The 15129-nt window shown below is 32.5% G+C and carries 26 protein-coding genes, 2 tRNA genes and 1 pseudogene; 20 read left to right on the forward strand and 9 right to left on the reverse strand.

Annotated features, from left to right (window positions below; all coding sequences use genetic code 11):
• Window positions 1-22: 22 nt before the first annotated feature.
• The 5 genes from MJ_RS00925 to rpsS all read left to right on the forward strand — a co-directional run bounded on the left by MJ_RS00925 (window position 23) and on the right by rpsS (window position 3456).
• Entirely contained in the window at window positions 23-1030 is a 1008-nt protein-coding gene (locus tag MJ_RS00925; RefSeq protein WP_010869671.1) for a 50S ribosomal protein L3, read from the forward strand.
• Window positions 1031-1071: 41 nt separating this feature from the next.
• Window positions 1072-1830: a 50S ribosomal protein L4 gene (rpl4p, locus tag MJ_RS00930; protein WP_010869672.1), complete on the forward strand. Its 759-nt coding sequence runs from the start codon at window positions 1072-1074 to the stop codon at window positions 1828-1830.
• Between the two features lie 33 nt (window positions 1831-1863).
• Window positions 1864-2124: a 50S ribosomal protein L23 gene (locus tag MJ_RS00935; protein WP_010869673.1), complete on the forward strand. Its 261-nt coding sequence runs from the start codon at window positions 1864-1866 to the stop codon at window positions 2122-2124.
• Window positions 2125-2183: 59 nt separating this feature from the next.
• Entirely contained in the window at window positions 2184-2912 is a 729-nt protein-coding gene (locus MJ_RS00940; RefSeq protein ID WP_010869674.1) for a 50S ribosomal protein L2, read from the forward strand.
• Between the two features lie 85 nt (window positions 2913-2997).
• Window positions 2998-3456: a 30S ribosomal protein S19 gene (gene rpsS / locus MJ_RS00945; RefSeq protein WP_010869675.1), complete on the forward strand. Its 459-nt coding sequence runs from the start codon at window positions 2998-3000 to the stop codon at window positions 3454-3456.
• 58 nt (window positions 3457-3514) lie between these two features.
• Here the strand turns inward: rpsS and MJ_RS09825 are convergent, their stop codons facing one another.
• The 3 genes and pseudogenes from MJ_RS09825 to MJ_RS09445 all read right to left on the reverse strand — a co-directional run bounded on the left by MJ_RS09825 (window position 3515) and on the right by MJ_RS09445 (window position 5091).
• Window positions 3515-4255, reverse strand: a complete 741-nt coding sequence (locus tag MJ_RS09825; protein WP_010869676.1) for a hypothetical protein — start codon at window positions 4253-4255, stop codon at window positions 3515-3517.
• A gap of 71 nt (window positions 4256-4326) precedes the next feature.
• A pseudogene (locus MJ_RS09830) lies at window positions 4327-4932 on the reverse strand (P-loop NTPase fold protein); the annotation flags it as partial.
• 12 nt (window positions 4933-4944) lie between these two features.
• Window positions 4945-5091, reverse strand: coding sequence for a hypothetical protein (locus tag MJ_RS09445; protein ID WP_010869678.1), 147 nt, complete (start codon window positions 5089-5091; stop codon window positions 4945-4947).
• A 114-nt stretch (window positions 5092-5205) separates the two neighbouring features.
• Between MJ_RS09445 and MJ_RS00960 the strand changes: the two genes are divergently transcribed.
• Window positions 5206-5430, forward strand: coding sequence for a hypothetical protein (locus tag MJ_RS00960; protein ID WP_064496417.1), 225 nt, complete (start codon window positions 5206-5208; stop codon window positions 5428-5430).
• A gap of 76 nt (window positions 5431-5506) precedes the next feature.
• Complete coding sequence (locus MJ_RS09835) at window positions 5507-5635, forward strand: hypothetical protein (protein WP_280109651.1); 129 nt, start codon at window positions 5507-5509, stop codon at window positions 5633-5635.
• Here the strand turns inward: MJ_RS09835 and MJ_RS09840 are convergent.
• The 4 genes from MJ_RS09840 to MJ_RS00975 all read right to left on the reverse strand — a co-directional run bounded on the left by MJ_RS09840 (window position 5625) and on the right by MJ_RS00975 (window position 8274).
• Window positions 5625-5747: a hypothetical protein gene (locus MJ_RS09840; protein WP_280109652.1), complete on the reverse strand. Its 123-nt coding sequence runs from the start codon at window positions 5745-5747 to the stop codon at window positions 5625-5627. The genes MJ_RS09835 and MJ_RS09840 overlap by 11 nt on opposite strands.
• Window positions 5748-5817: 70 nt before the next feature.
• A complete protein-coding gene (argJ, locus tag MJ_RS00965; RefSeq protein ID WP_010869681.1) occupies window positions 5818-7026 on the reverse strand; it encodes a bifunctional ornithine acetyltransferase/N-acetylglutamate synthase in 1209 nt (402 codons plus the stop codon).
• 10 nt (window positions 7027-7036) lie between these two features.
• A complete protein-coding gene (gene cgi121, locus MJ_RS00970) occupies window positions 7037-7474 on the reverse strand; it encodes a KEOPS complex subunit Cgi121 (protein WP_010869682.1) in 438 nt (145 codons plus the stop codon).
• Between the two features lie 2 nt (window positions 7475-7476).
• On the reverse strand, window positions 7477-8274 hold the full coding sequence (locus MJ_RS00975) for a CBS domain-containing ParB/RepB/Spo0J family partition protein (RefSeq protein ID WP_010869683.1): 798 nt from the start codon (window positions 8272-8274) through the stop codon (window positions 7477-7479).
• A 306-nt stretch (window positions 8275-8580) separates the two neighbouring features.
• Here MJ_RS00975 and MJ_RS00980 point away from each other — a divergent pair.
• The 13 genes from MJ_RS00980 (at window position 8581) to MJ_RS01040 (ending at window position 14173) form a co-directional block, all read left to right on the forward strand.
• Window positions 8581-8669, forward strand: a tRNA-Ser gene (locus MJ_RS00980).
• A gap of 71 nt (window positions 8670-8740) precedes the next feature.
• Window positions 8741-9193 (forward strand): 30S ribosomal protein S13, encoded by a 453-nt coding sequence (locus tag MJ_RS00985; protein ID WP_010869684.1) that lies wholly within the window; start codon window positions 8741-8743, stop codon window positions 9191-9193.
• 57 nt (window positions 9194-9250) lie between these two features.
• Complete coding sequence (locus MJ_RS00990; RefSeq protein WP_010869685.1) at window positions 9251-9814, forward strand: 30S ribosomal protein S4; 564 nt, start codon at window positions 9251-9253, stop codon at window positions 9812-9814.
• A 25-nt stretch (window positions 9815-9839) separates the two neighbouring features.
• On the forward strand, window positions 9840-10229 hold the full coding sequence (locus tag MJ_RS00995; RefSeq protein ID WP_010869686.1) for a 30S ribosomal protein S11: 390 nt from the start codon (window positions 9840-9842) through the stop codon (window positions 10227-10229).
• A gap of 11 nt (window positions 10230-10240) precedes the next feature.
• Window positions 10241-10816, forward strand: coding sequence for a DNA-directed RNA polymerase subunit D (locus MJ_RS01000; RefSeq protein WP_010869687.1), 576 nt, complete (start codon window positions 10241-10243; stop codon window positions 10814-10816).
• A gap of 77 nt (window positions 10817-10893) precedes the next feature.
• Window positions 10894-11259, forward strand: a complete 366-nt coding sequence (locus MJ_RS01005; protein ID WP_010869688.1) for a 50S ribosomal protein L18e — start codon at window positions 10894-10896, stop codon at window positions 11257-11259.
• A gap of 31 nt (window positions 11260-11290) precedes the next feature.
• Entirely contained in the window at window positions 11291-11704 is a 414-nt protein-coding gene (rplM, locus tag MJ_RS01010; protein ID WP_010869689.1) for a 50S ribosomal protein L13, read from the forward strand.
• Between the two features lie 9 nt (window positions 11705-11713).
• A complete protein-coding gene (locus MJ_RS01015; RefSeq protein ID WP_010869690.1) occupies window positions 11714-12124 on the forward strand; it encodes a 30S ribosomal protein S9 in 411 nt (136 codons plus the stop codon).
• Between the two features lie 57 nt (window positions 12125-12181).
• A complete protein-coding gene (locus MJ_RS01020) occupies window positions 12182-12403 on the forward strand; it encodes a DNA-directed RNA polymerase subunit N (RefSeq protein WP_010869691.1) in 222 nt (73 codons plus the stop codon).
• Window positions 12404-12434: 31 nt separating this feature from the next.
• A tRNA-Pro gene (locus MJ_RS01025) sits at window positions 12435-12511 on the forward strand.
• A 32-nt stretch (window positions 12512-12543) separates the two neighbouring features.
• Entirely contained in the window at window positions 12544-12717 is a 174-nt protein-coding gene (locus MJ_RS01030; RefSeq protein ID WP_010869692.1) for a DNA-directed RNA polymerase subunit K, read from the forward strand.
• A 200-nt stretch (window positions 12718-12917) separates the two neighbouring features.
• Window positions 12918-13862: a phosphopyruvate hydratase family protein gene (locus MJ_RS01035; RefSeq protein ID WP_010869693.1), complete on the forward strand. Its 945-nt coding sequence runs from the start codon at window positions 12918-12920 to the stop codon at window positions 13860-13862.
• A 122-nt stretch (window positions 13863-13984) separates the two neighbouring features.
• A complete protein-coding gene (locus MJ_RS01040) occupies window positions 13985-14173 on the forward strand; it encodes a 4Fe-4S dicluster domain-containing protein (protein WP_064496418.1) in 189 nt (62 codons plus the stop codon).
• A gap of 45 nt (window positions 14174-14218) precedes the next feature.
• Here MJ_RS01040 and MJ_RS01045 read toward each other — a convergent pair whose 3' ends face one another.
• Both MJ_RS01045 and MJ_RS01050 read right to left on the reverse strand, forming a co-directional pair.
• Window positions 14219-14467: a HypC/HybG/HupF family hydrogenase formation chaperone gene (locus MJ_RS01045; protein ID WP_010869695.1), complete on the reverse strand. Its 249-nt coding sequence runs from the start codon at window positions 14465-14467 to the stop codon at window positions 14219-14221.
• Window positions 14468-14603: 136 nt separating this feature from the next.
• A complete protein-coding gene (locus MJ_RS01050; RefSeq protein WP_010869696.1) occupies window positions 14604-15086 on the reverse strand; it encodes a YqaA family protein in 483 nt (160 codons plus the stop codon).
• Window positions 15087-15129: the final 43 nt, after the last annotated feature.

Genomic DNA, 15129 nt, shown 5'->3' on the forward strand with positions numbered 1-15129 from the left:
TAAATATGCTGGAGGTTAGATTATGGGGTTAAATATTAACAGACCAAGAAGAGGTTCATTAGCATTCAGTCCAAGAAAAAGAGCAAAAAGACCAGTTCCAAGAATTAGAAGCTGGCCAGAAGAGGATACAGTAAGGTTACAGGCATTTCCAGTATATAAAGCAGGAATGAGCCATGCATTTATTAAAGAAGATAATCCAAAAAGTCCAAATGCTGGACAGGAGGTATTTACTCCAATCACAATATTAGAAGCTCCACCAATCAACGTATGTGCTATAAGAGTTTATGGAAGAAATGAAAGAAACTACTTAACAACATTAACAGAAGTTTGGGCAGACAACTTAGACAAAGAATTAGAAAGAAAAATTAAACTCCCTAAAAAAGAAGACAGAAAGACCGTTGAAGATTTAGAAGCATTAAAAGACAAAATTGAAGATGTTAGAGTTCTCGTTCATACAAATCCAAAATTAACATGCCTTCCAAAGAAAAAACCAGAAATCTTAGAAATTAGAATTGGAGGAAAAGATATTGAAGAAAGATTAAACTACGCTAAAGAGATTTTAGGTAAGCAGTTAAACATTACAGATGTCTTCCAAGAAGGAGAGTTAGTCGATACAATTGGAGTTACAAAAGGTAAAGGATTCCAAGGACAAGTTAAAAGATGGGGAGTTAAAATACAATTTGGTAAGCACGCAAGAAAAGGAGTAGGAAGACACGTTGGTTCTATTGGTCCATGGCAACCAAAGATGGTTATGTGGAGTGTTCCAATGCCAGGTCAAATGGGATACCACCAAAGAACTGAATACAACAAGAGAATATTAAAGATTGGAAACAATGGGGATGAAATTACACCAAAAGGTGGATTCTTACACTACGGGGTTATAAGAAACAACTATGTTGTATTAAAAGGTTCAGTTCAAGGGCCTGCAAAGAGATTAATTGTATTAAGAAGAGCTATAAGACCACAGGAGCCATTAATCAAAGTACCTGAAATTACATACATAAGTACAACATCAAAGCAAGGTAAGTAAATAAAATACTTTAAAATAATTGAGAGAGAAGGTGAATAATAATGAAGGCTGTTGTTTATAATTTAAATGGAGAGGCAGTAAAAGAAATTGACTTACCAGCAGTATTTGAAGAAGAATACAGACCAGATTTAATTAAGAGAGCTTTCTTATCTGCATTTACAGCAAGATTACAGCCAAAAGGTTCAGACCCATTGGCAGGATTAAGAACAAGTGCTAAAAACATTGGTAAAGGACACGGTAGGGCAAGAGTAGATAGAGTTCCACAAGGATGGGCTGCAAGAGTTCCACAAGCAGTTGGTGGAAGAAGAGCACACCCACCAAAAGTTGAGAAAATATTATGGGAAAGAGTAAATAAAAAAGAAAGAATTAAAGCAATAAAGAGTGCTATTGCAGCTACAGCAAACCCTGAATTAGTTAAAGAAAGAGGACATGTCTTTGAGACTGAAAATCTCCCAATTATTGTTGAAAGTTCATTTGAAGAGTTGCAAAAAACAAAAGATGTATTTGCAGTATTTGAAAAATTAGGAATCAGTGATGATGTTATAAGAGCTAAGAACGGAATTAAGATTAGAGCTGGAAAAGGTAAGATGAGAGGAAGAAAATACAAAAAACCAAGAAGTATCTTAGTTGTTGTTGGAGATAAATGCAACGCTATATTGGCTTCAAGAAACTTACCAGGAGTTGATGTTATAACTGCTAAAGATTTGGGAATTATCCATTTAGCTCCTGGGGGAGTTGCTGGAAGATTAACCGTATGGACTGAAAGTGCATTAGAGAAATTAAAAGAGAGATTTGAATAAATAAAATAAAAATGCAGAAACAAGGGGATAAAAATGGATGCCTTCGATGTAATAAAAGCTCCAGTAGTTACAGAAAAAACTGTTAGAATGATTGAAGAGGAAAACAAATTAGTATTTTACGTTGATAGGAGAGCTACAAAGCAGGATATAAAGAGAGCTATGAAAGAGTTGTTTGATGTTGAAGTTGAGAAAGTAAATACATTAATAACACCAAAAGGGGAAAAGAAAGCTTACGTTAAGTTGAAAGAAGGATATGACGCAAGTAAAATAGCAGCAAGCTTAGGAATCTACTAAATTAAATAAATTTTTAAATAATTGAAACACTTAAAAATTTATCACAAGTGGTGGTGAAGATGGGAAAAAGATTAATCTCTCAAAGAAGAGGTAGGGGTTCTTCAGTATATACTTGCCCTTCACACAAAAGAAGGGGAGAAGCAAAATACAGAAGATTTGATGAATTAGAGAAAAAAGGAAAAGTTTTAGGTAAAATTGTTGATATATTACACGACCCAGGAAGAAGTGCTCCAGTTGCAAAAGTTGAATACGAAACAGGAGAAGAAGGATTGTTAGTTGTTCCAGAAGGTGTAAAAGTTGGAGATATTATTGAGTGTGGTGTCTCTGCAGAAATAAAGCCAGGAAATATCTTACCATTGGGAGCTATTCCAGAGGGAATTCCTGTCTTCAACATAGAAACAGTTCCAGGAGATGGAGGAAAATTAGTTAGAGCAGGAGGTTGTTATGCACACATATTGACACACGATGGAGAAAGAACTTATGTTAAATTGCCATCAGGACACATCAAAGCTTTACACTCAATGTGTAGAGCTACAATTGGAGTTGTTGCTGGTGGAGGAAGAAAAGAGAAACCATTCGTTAAGGCTGGTAAGAAGTATCACGCAATGAAAGCTAAGGCAGTTAAGTGGCCAAGAGTTAGAGGAGTTGCAATGAACGCTGTCGATCACCCATTCGGTGGAGGAAGACACCAACACACTGGAAAACCAACTACTGTTTCAAGAAAGAAAGTTCCACCAGGAAGAAAGGTTGGACATATATCTGCAAGAAGAACTGGAGTCAGGAAATAATTTCCTCTCTTATTTATTAAGTTTTTGAATAAAATTAGATAAAATAAACACAAACAAAACACATAATAATTTAAGGTGACTAAATATGGCATCTGCAAGGAGAAGAAGAATTAAAAAGAAAAAACAAGTAATTTCAAAAAAGATAGAGTTTAGATACAGAGGATACACATTAGAAGAACTTCAACAAATGCCTTTAAGAGAGTTTGCAAAGTTGTTGCCTGCAAGACAGAGAAGAACATTATTGAGAGGTTTAACCCCACAACAGAAAAAATTAGCTATGAAAATTAAAAAAGCAAGAAGATTATTAAACAAAGGTAAAGAACCAAGAATTATAAGAACACACTGCAGAGACTTTGTTATAACACCAGATATGGTTGGATTAACCTTTGGTGTCTATAACGGAAAAGAGTTCGTTGAAGTTAAAGTAACTCCAGAAATGATTGGACACTACTTAGGAGAGTTCTCATTAACAAGAAAACCAGTTCAGCACGGAGCTCCTGGTATGGGAGCTACAAGAAGCTCAATGTTCGTTCCAATCAAGTAAATTCTTTACCTTTCTTTTTTTATTAATAGGGGATATTTACTTATTTGGATAAAAGATTTTATAAATAGGTTTCTACCATTTTAAAGAGATTTGTAAATGGATAAGGATTTGGATAATTCTCTTCTATTAAATCTTCATAGTTGTTTTTAATATATTCCCAAAAATCTACTGTGATTCCGGCTTCTTTTAATTCTATACTTAATTCATTGGCTATATTGTAATCCTTATCTCTAATTTCCCTGTTTATTACTAATTTATAAAACTTTCTTCCTTTAATTTCATAGTTATATCTATAGCCCAGTTGTGAATACAACAGCATTAAATTGGTGATGACTCTATCCATGTCATTAGCATTTCTATTTTTTATTACTTTCATAATTTGAGATAATAAAGAATAACGTTCAAAATAAGATTGTAATCCTGTATTTGTTTGTAATCTACATTTATACCTCTTAACCTCCAAATATTTCCCATAATAAAACTCATAAAGAATTATAAAATACAAAACAAAAACTGTATCAAATAAATATCCTTTTCTTTTTCTTTCTCCATTTTCAATTCTTATTATTTCAGGAATTAATCTCTCGTTATCAATTTTAGAATTTTTAAACTCAATAAGGATTGCATATTTATTTAAAACCTTCTTCAAATGTCTTGGATTCGTAAAATTGATAGCTTTAAAGAATCTCTCAAGCTTTTCAGCAATTTTATCATCATTAAAGAAATCATATTGTTTAATAAAATCCTTTAATTCATAAGATTTTGGCATACTAAATGAAATATTAAAAATCTTTTCCAAATACTCTTCTGCTTTTATAATATCTTTATATTTTGTTTTAATAGCCTTAGAAACAGCATCTTTATCAACAGCTACAAAATAAACAATATTTTTATTTCATCATCATTTTTGTTTTCGTCTTCATCTTCTCCGCCTAAACTAAAGAATAACTTAATTGATGCCAATAAATTTAAAATATTCTCTGCTTCGCACCTATCAAGTTCATCAATAAAAATAATTAATTTTTTACCATTGTCGGCAAGTGTTTTTGATAACTCTTTAAAACAATTCTGTAATTCTTTAACTTTTTTATGGTAAGATTCTTCTTCATTTTCGTCTTCTTTTGATGCATTGACTACGTATCCAACAAATTTGCTTCCATCAAAACTTGCGTTTATTTTAATCCCAGATAGTTCTGTTATGGGAGAAGTCCCTGCTTTAATATTTGTTGCATTTATTGCTCCTAAAACCATGTTTTTCCAAAGATTAACTGACTTCTTTCCTAATTTTTTAATTTTATCTTTTATTTCTTTTGTAATAGTTTCGTCCTTATTTAATTTAGCTTCTAATTCGTCCCAAATAAACTCCAATAATGAATAAGGCAAATTATCATCTTTTTCATAAAGCCAAGCATCAAATTTTAAGCAAATAAATTCATTTTTATCCAATTTACTCATAATATGGTTTATAACGCTACTCTTCCCACTACCTCAATTTCCATAAAGGGCTATCATATTATTCTTCTGCAAATAATCCCATCTATTTTCAATAAATCTTGCTATAGCATCTGCCTTCTTCTTTATTCCTAACCTATCATATTCATCCAAATTTTTTAAAGGCATGTCAGGGCTTAACATAACCCTCCCCCCACATAAGCTAATAATTTTGATACTGTTAGCTTAGATAACTTTTATTAATCCTAAAAAATATATATCCTTAACCATATCAAAAGCTTAGGAGTTGTGAATATTATGATAACTAAACAATTTGATAGACATTTAAAGTATTACACTACAATAGTTAAAGTTTTTGCTAATGGTATTATTTTGATAACTGCTTACTACTTAGTGTTTGAGCTTCCAGTAGGTTATTTAATAGGATTATACATCATTATGTTTGTTGTGTGGTTATTGGTGTCAATGTTTTTCTTAGGTAGATTGTTGGATTTTATGGCTAAAATGGATTTAAAAAAATAAACAAAAAGCTAAATTTGATATTTTAACCAATTTTTGTGATACTGCCATTAATGCCATGTGTTATGGTATAATAGTGATGATACTATTTAGTTTGTATAAGGGTTTAGCTCCAAACTCTGCCATAGTTGGAATAAGCATAATGATAATAATAGCAATTGGAATATACTTAATAATAGAGTATGCTATAAAAAAGATTATTGGGTAGGTTTTGCTTCTAACTTTTTAGAGGCATAGAACAACCACAAACAGCCAACCAAGACCATAGCCAATAAAAACAAACTAATCATAATTGATGCTATAATTATATCCGTTTCCATAACATCATCCTCTTTTTTGTGTTGTTATATTCTTATGTAAGCAGTTAGTTATATAGATTGTGACAAACCATTAAGTTGTATATTCAGCGTTTATTCTAACATACTCATAGCTTAAATCACATCCATAACAAACGTTCTCAAACTCCCCCATCTTCAAATCAACAACTATCTTTATTTCATCACTTTTCATAATCTCCTCGGCCTTTTTTAGCTCTTCAGTTCCTTCATCAGCCAATGGAATCCCATCTTTAACTAAATAAACCTCATCTTTATAGTTGCTCAATATAACATCAACAACTTCTGGGTTGAAATCAGCCCCACTATATCCAACAGCAGCAACAATCCTTCCCCAATTTGGGTCTCCACCAAACACAGCAGTTTTAACTAACAAAGAATTAACTATAGCCTTTGATGCTTTAACTGCATCCTCCTCAGTTTTAGCCCCTTTAACAACAACCTCCATAAATTTGGTAGCTCCTTCACCATCCTTAACAATCATCTTGGCAAGCTCTCTGCACACATACAATAAGGCATTTTCAAACTCTTCTCCACATTCTTCATAATTAACTCCACTTAATCCATTAGCTAAAACAAAAACGGTATCATTTGTTGAAGTGTCTCCATCAACGGATATGTTGTTGAATGTTTTATCTACAACCTTTTGCAAGATATTTGTTAAGCTTTCTTTATCAATCTCTATGTCTGTTGTTATAAAGCAAAGCATAGTAGCATGTAACATATTTGGAGCTATCATCCCAGCTCCTTTTGCTATCCCCCCAACTCTAACAGTTTTTCCATTAACCTCAAACTCCACAGCTATTTCCTTTGGTTTTGTATCAGTTGTCATTATTGCTTTGGCAGCGTTTATTGAGCTGTTTCCTTCTTTTATTAAATTATAAACCTTATTTATTCTATCTTTTATAATGTTCATATCCATCTTTCTTCCAATAACTCCAGTTGAGGCTACTAAAACCTCATCTTCATTAATATTAAAGAGCTCTGCTACTAATCTCTGCATTTCTTTAGCATCTTCCATTCCATCTTTTGTAAAACAGTTGGCGTTTCCACTATTTGCAACTATTGCTCTAAATTTATCTCTATTTTTTATCAACTCCCTTGATAAAACTACAGGATGAGCTACAACTTTATTTGTTGTGAATGTCCCAGCTCCTACTGCATCTTTTTCAGAGATAATTATCGCTACTCCAAACTTACCCTCTTTGTATCCATTGGCTTTAAATCCCTTAGGGGCTGTAACTCCACCATCAATAACTCTCATATTTCCACCTTTACTCTTTCTTTAATTCAATTAAAGCTATCTTCTCCAAAACTCTTTCAACAACATTTCCAAAACCCCTAATCTTAAAAATTTCTCTAATCAATCTTTCCTTATCTTCATTAATTTCCAAAACAGAATCATCAATTTCTCCACCAATAAGCTCATAAATTTTTCTAAAAGTCTCTTCATCTTCACAGATTAAGCAAACATTCCCATCTTTAGCTCCAATAATCTTTATTGCCTCATGTATCTGCCTCTGTCCAGAAGCTCTAACCAAAATTTCCATCCAAAAACTCTTTGCTATTGGTTTTTTTGTCTTTGCTTGATTTATAGCATGCAAAACATGTTTCTTTGTAGCTACTACATCAGCGTTTAAAATTTGAAACTTTAAACCTAAATTAAAAATTTCATTATTTATCCTTGCCCCTCTTATTCCCCTAATTATCATAATTATCCCAATACTCCATTTTTGTTGTATTTTATTACCTTAACACTGTTTTCGTCATCACTATCAACAATCTTAACATCCTCCAGTGATTTTAAATTCATAATCTCAGCTGTCTTTTCTATACCAAGCTTTTTATCAGTGTCTAAATAAATTACATAGGCATCCAACTTCGGCACTCCCATTTTATACGCTGCTACTGCCCTATGATGTCCATCTACCAATATATAATAATCTCCCCTTTTTGTTTTTATTGCAATTATTGGCTCTGCCAAACCTTTTTTTAGTTCATACATTCTGCCAACCAGCTCATCAGCGTGTATTTTATTCTGTGTTGGTCTCAATTTATTAACATCTACCTCTTCTTTTTCAACTCTCAAATTGTAACCTAAGCTTTTATAAGTTTTGATTATATTTTCCAATTTTTTAGGCGTGGTTTTCTCTATTTGAGACCTGATAACATCCATATTAGATATAATTCCAACTAAATTATTTTCTTCATCAACAACTGGCAATTTTGAGAAACCAGTTCTAAACATTATTCTACCAACATCCATTATATTGGCATCAGGAGTTGTAACAACCATATCTTTCCTTTTTGTCATTACATTTTCTACTTTCTCATTATCATCCTTTCCTACAATATCATGAACAGAAACTATCCCTATTAGCTTTCCATTCTCAACCACAGGAAATGAATTGTGTCCAGTCTCTTTCAACAATTTAATAACATCTTTAACTGTATTATCTTTTGAAACAGTAACAACCTTCTTTGTCATATATTCAGATACCTTTACTGACATAATGACACCATCAGCATAAATTTTTAAATTTTTATATTGTAATAGAACTTTCGCAGTTTGTATATTTTATTAAAGGCATTTAAATGCCTAAAGGCATTATTATTCCATAGAACATTTATTCCTACGAAAGTTCCATTGTAAATTATTTTAAGGATTAGATATAAATACTTCAACATCAAATTAATAACTATCCTTTAACCTTACTAAAAACCGAAAATAATATATAATATGGTATCCATTAATCATAACGTTGAGTATTGTGGGAATATATAAAAAGAATATATAAAAAATGAAACACGTTTCAGAGCGGAGGTAGCCTAGCCCGGCCAAGGCGTGGGACTGGAGATCCCATGGGGCTTTGCCCCGCGGGGGTTCAAATCCCCCCCTCCGCGCCACTTCTTTTTATTTTTTAATATCTATTTACTATAAAACACGAAATTATGGAGGTGCAACCTTGACCGAGAATATGCAAAATTCTGAATTTAAGTATTTAATTAGAGTTTCAAGGACAGATTTAGATGGGAACAAAAAGTTAATAATGGCTCTCCAGGACATCTACGGTGTTGGAGAGGCAATGGCAAGGGCAATTGTAAGAGTTGCTAAATTAGACCCTAACAAATTAGCTGGTTATTTAACAGAGGAAGAAGTTAAAAAAATTGAAGAAGTATTGGCAGACCCTGCTAAATTTGGAATCCCATCATGGATGTTTAACAGAAGAAAAGATTATGTTACTGGAGAGGATAAACACGTTATTGAAAGCGATTTAATGATTATAAAACAGGAAGATATTAACAGATTGAAGAGAATCAGATGTTATAGAGGAATTAGACACGAGCTTGGATTACCATGTAGAGGACAGAGAACAAAGAGTACATTTAGAAGAGGTCCAACTGTTGGAGTTTCAAGAAGAAAGAAATAAATTATTAAATGAAACACTTAGCATAACATTCAACAAAAAATTATTGAAGGTGATTAGATGGGAGACCCAAGGAGAAGATTTAAAAAGACTTATGAAACACCAAACCATCCATGGATTAAAGAGAGAATTGAGAGAGAAAAAGAGTTGTGTAGGAAGTATGGTTTAAGAAGAAAGAGAGAAGTTTGGAAAGCAGAGACAATATTAAGAAAATACAGAAGACAGGCAAGAAGATTAATTAGTGATAGAACAGAGCAAGGAGCTAAAGAAGCTGTCCAGCTTTTCAATGTATTAAAAAAATACGGTATCTTAAAAATTGAGAACCCAACACTTGATGATGTCTTATCATTAACCGTTGAAGATATCTTAGAGAGAAGATTACAAACACTTGTATTTAGAAAAGGATTAGCAAGAACACCAAGACAAGCAAGACAGTTAATTGTTCATGGACATATAGCAGTTAATGGTAGAGTTGTAACTGCTCCAAGCTACATGGTAACAGTTGAAGAAGAAGACAAAATCAGCTATGCTAAAAACTCCCCATTCAACGATGACAATCACCCAGAAAGAGCTAAAATTGTTGGATTAGTAGCAGAAGAAACACAGACACAGGAGACAGAATAAAAATATAAATTAAAGGTGAAACACTATGGCAGAACAGAAAAAAGAAAAATGGGGAATAGTTCATATCTACTCATCTTACAACAACACAATAATCCATGCAACAGACATTACAGGAGCAGAGACAATTGCAAGAGTTTCAGGTGGGAGGGTTACAAGAAACCAGAGAGATGAGGGTTCTCCTTACGCAGCAATGCAGGCAGCATTTAAATTGGCAGAGGTATTAAAAGAGAGAGGAATTGAAAACATCCATATCAAAGTTAGAGCTCCAGGAGGTAGTGGGCAGAAAAACCCAGGACCTGGAGCTCAGGCTGCTATTAGAGCTTTAGCAAGAGCTGGATTAAGAATTGGAAGAATTGAAGATGTTACACCAGTTCCACATGATGGAACAACACCTAAGAAGAGGTTCAAAAAGTAAGGTGATAATCTTTGATTACAATCAAAGAAAAGAGAAAGACAAGAATTGGGGAGGAATTTATTTTTTCTTTAAAAGCCCCAATTTCATTTTCTAATGCTATTAGGAGAATAATGATTTCTGAAGTTCCAACCTTTGCTATTGAAGATGTTTATATATATGAGAACTCATCATCAATGGATGATGAGATTTTAGCACATAGATTGGGTTTAATTCCAATTAAAGGAAAACCATTATTAGAGAATGAAGTTATAACATTCACCTTAGAAAAAGAGGGGCCTTGCACAGTTTATTCATCAGATTTAAAATCTGAAAATGGAGAAGTTGCTTTTAAAAACATTCCAATTGTTAAATTAGGAAAAGGGCAAAGAATACAGATTGAATGTGAAGCAATTCCTGGCATTGGAAAGGTTCATGCAAAATGGCAACCATGCAATGCTGTCTATAAACAAATTGCTGATGATGAAGTAGAATTTTTCGTTGAAACATTTGGACAAATGGAAGCTGAAGAAATCTTAGAAGAAGCTGTTAAAATACTAAAAAATAAAGCTGAAAGTTTCTTACAACAGTTAGAAATGATTGAACAATAAAAAACCATTTTCATTCTAATTATTTGTCAAACCTTATAATAATTATAAAAGGTTTGAAGGAAAACACGGTGATATATATGGCAAAGAAAATAACAGCTACAAACCCAAGGTTGGTTAAGTTAATTGAGATATTAAAGCAGGAAAGTTATAAAAATCAGGCAAAGATTTGGAAGGATATTGCAAGAAGGTTAGCAAAACCAAGAAGAAGGAGAGCAGAGGTAAATTTAAGTAAGATAAACAGATACACAAAAGAAGGAGATGTTGTTTTAGTTCCTGGTAAAGTTTTAGGAGCTGGGAAGTTAGAGCACAAGGTTGTCGTTGCTGCATTTGCATTCTCAGAAACAGCTAAAAAATTAATTAAAGAAGCTGGAGGAGAAGCAATAACAATTGAAGAGCTAATAAAAAGAAATCCAAAAGGTTCAAATGTTAAAATTATGGCGTAAATATAAACTGGATTAAAACACGGTGATAGTTATGACAGTAATAGATGCTGAAGGAGCGATATTGGGAAGATTGGCTTCAGAAGTAGCAAAAAGAGTTTTGAGAGGAGAAGAAATTGTTATTGTAAATGCTGAGATGGTAGTTATTACAGGTAACAAGGACTGGATTATAAAAACCTACCAAGAGGAAAGAGAGAAGAAAAACGTTGCTAACCCAAGAAGATTTGGGCCGAAATTCCCAAGAAGACCAGATGATATATTAAGAAGAACAATTAGAAAGATGCTTCCATACAAAAAACCAAAAGGAAGAGAGGCATTTAAGAGAGTTAAAGTTTATGTTGGAAATCCTAAAAACTTAACAGTTGATGAAAAAATAAGCCACAAATTAAACACCACCAAATATATAACATTAGCTGAGTTAAGCAAACACTTAGGAGCGAAGTTCTGAGGTGATTAAATGGGAAAAATTGTTATAACAGTTGGTAAAAGAAAAAGAGCTATTGCGAGAGCAGTAGCAAGAGAAGGGAAGGGAAGAATAAGAATAAACAAAATACCTATTGAGTTAATTGAGCCCAAATATAAGAGAATGAAGTTAATGGAACCAATTTTATTAGCTGGAGAGGAAGTTATTAGCCAAATGGATATTGATGTTACAGTTAAAGGCGGAGGAGTAATGGGACAAATGGATGCTGCAAGAACAGCTATTGGTAAAGCTATTGTTGAATTTACAGGTAGCAAAGAGTTGAGAGACAAGTTCTTAGCTTACGACAGAACATTATTGGTTAGCGATGCAAGAAGAACCGAACCACACAAACCAAGTAGGTCAACAAAGGGTCCAAGAGCAAAGAGACAAAAGTCATACAGATAAATTTATTTTACAATTTTTGGAAAGATATTATCTTTTCTTTTATTTTGGGTGAGAAACATGATGTTCCCTATTAGATGTTTTTCCTGTGGTAATGTTATCGCTGAAGTTTTTGAAGAGTACAAAGAGAGAATTTTAAAAGGAGAGAATCCAAAAGATGTTTTGGATGATTTAGGCATTAAAAAATACTGCTGTAGAAGAATGTTTATCTCTTACAGAATAGGAGAGGATGGAAGAGAAATTATTGATGAAATAATAGCTCATGACGAGAGATATCTATAATTAGATTTTTAAACTTATTATTCTTTTTAACGGGGCCGTGGGGTAGCCTGGATATCCTGTGCGCTTGGGGGGCGTGCGACCCGGGTTCAAGTCCCGGCGGCCCCACCATTTGATATTTTATATATTTCAGAGGTGAGATATTGAAATTAACAAAATTTGAGATTGCAAGGATATTGGGAGCGAGAAGTTTGCAGATATCAAGTGGAGCATATGCAACAATAGAAACAAAATGTGATAGCTCATTGAAAATAGCTTATGAAGAAATTAAACAAGGAAAAGTTCCTTTAAAACCAATAAGACCGGTAAAAGCTTAATTGTTTTTAACTACAGTGGGGCTGAACGTAGTGAAGCTCCACTCTGAGGTATAGTAATCGCCCATGGGCGAGTAATGAAACCGAAGCGTAGCTTCGAGCTACAAAATCCAAAGGATTTTGTTAAATCCGTAGGATTTCATCTGATAGGAGAAGGCATAAACAATTAAATTATAATTATTTTTTAATTGAGGTGGATGTAATTGACAAATGTTATTATTGAAAAAATAAGTGCAAAAGAAGTTTTTAAAGGAGCTAAAATTAAGGTAATGATTACAACAATGACAAATATTTCTATTGGCTATGACATCATTGAAGTGAATAATCCAGAGGAAGCAATAGCTGATGTTGAAAATGTTATAGCCCCAGAACTCATTGGATATCCAGCAACTGACATTGATTTTATTGATTCATTAATTTGTGAAACATCAGTTAATAATCCTACTGTAGCAATGGGAATTTCTATTAGCGTAGCAAGAGCGGCTTCAAACAGCTTAGATATTCCTTTATTTAAATTTTTAGGGGGAGCTTTAACAACTGAACTACCAATAGTTGCTTCTGGCATATTAGTTGATAAAGATAAGAATGAGTTAATTCCAATAGTCATGGCTGATTCCATTGAAGATATAGTTAATTTATATCTAAAGCTCACAGATGTCTTATCTCATGATTATAGTATTGTAAATATTGATGGAGCATACACATGCAAGGACATATTTAATGAAATTCCAAAGATTAGGAATTTGATAGATGAAATTAAAGAAGATGAGGATTTAGATATATTATTGGGACTTAGTTCTAAAAAGGAAACTGTTAAAGATAAGGATTTATCTCAGATTGATTACTTAGAGGTTGAAGAGCCTGTTGAATTTGATGGATTTCTATGCACGGACAGCATTTATGAGGAAAGTGATTTTGTTAAAGTTTTCCCATATGAAATGGGAACAATAACTGAGATGTATTATTACATAAACTACATTATGGATAAAGGGCTTTATCCAGTAATATTTGGAAATAACTCATCATTTGCTCACATTGCAGTTAGTTTCAAGGTTCCTTTTTTAAGACCTAAGCTATCTTCAAATGTGCTAAATGAAGTTTGGAACATAGAGAGAACCATAATGAATCCAAATATAAGGAGGTTTTAGCTCCATATTTTATTTTAAATTTTAATTATTGTTTTCCGATATCATTTCCGATAATTATATATATCAAGTAGTAATCTTAATCAATTATTAAATCAATTATTAACATTTTAGAGGTGGTAATAATGGCTGTAACAATAGATTACAGCTTATGTAAAGGGGCAGAGTGTGCAGAATGTGTAAATAACTGCCCAATGGAAGTTTTTGAAATTGAGGGAGATAAAGTAGTTGTTGCAAGACCTGATGACTGCACTTATTGTGGAGTCTGTGAAGATGTCTGTCCAACAGGAGCTGTAAAAGTTGAACCAGAATAAAAGAGCAAATTTAAATTCTTTTCTGTTATTTTGTAAAATCTTTTTTTATTGTTCCATTTCTTCCAATGCTTTAAACAATTCTTCCCAAGCTTCTAAACTTAATTTAGCATCTTCTTCACTTAAAACTTCTAAAGCATAGCCAGTGTGGATTAATATATAATCTCCTATTTTAACCTCCTTATCTAAAAGTGTTAATTTTGCCTTTTGCTTAACTCCTTTATATTCAGCTATTGCGTATTTCTCTCCATCTTCCTCTATAATCTCAACAACCTTACATGGAATTGCCAGACACATTTTATCACCAAAAATAAATTACAGTCTTTTAATATAAAATTCTGTTTATGAAATTATCTGTTTTTAGTATTAATAAAAATGTTTTTTATTGCTTTTTAAGTATTTAACTAAATCTAATTAATATAAACTGCACCTATCAAAAATGAATATGGTCTTTTAAAACAAATGGTAAAATAACCATCCCATGCCTAATCAATCTACTTAAAAAAACTGCAATCATATATCTCTCAAATGGCATTTCAAAACTCCCACAAACCCAGCATATAACCTCAAAAGGAATTGGTGTAAAGCTTGCAATTATAACTCCCAAAATTCCCCATTTTTTTAAATAATGACTTCCCTTTTTTATTTTTTCTTCATCAAATAATTTTAACATTAACTTTTCCCCATACTTTTTTGCAAGATAATATGTAACGACAGCCCCAAAATTACAGGCAATTGTTGATATAAGCCAAACTAATTTCCAATCTAACCCTAATAAAATACCTGCTATAATAAATATCTCTGTTGGGAATGGTTGAAATATTGGCTCAGAAAATCCAACCAAAAATATACCAAAATACCCATAATCCTTTATAAGGTTTAATAAGAATTCTTTAAATAGTTCAAGGTTAATCATATTTATCGCCGTATTGTTTAAGAGTTTGAAGATTTATTTATAA

The sequence above is a fragment of the Methanocaldococcus jannaschii DSM 2661 genome (assembly GCF_000091665.1).
In the GTDB taxonomy this organism is placed as follows: Archaea; AGJL01; Methanococci; order Methanococcales; family Methanocaldococcaceae; genus Methanocaldococcus; species Methanocaldococcus jannaschii.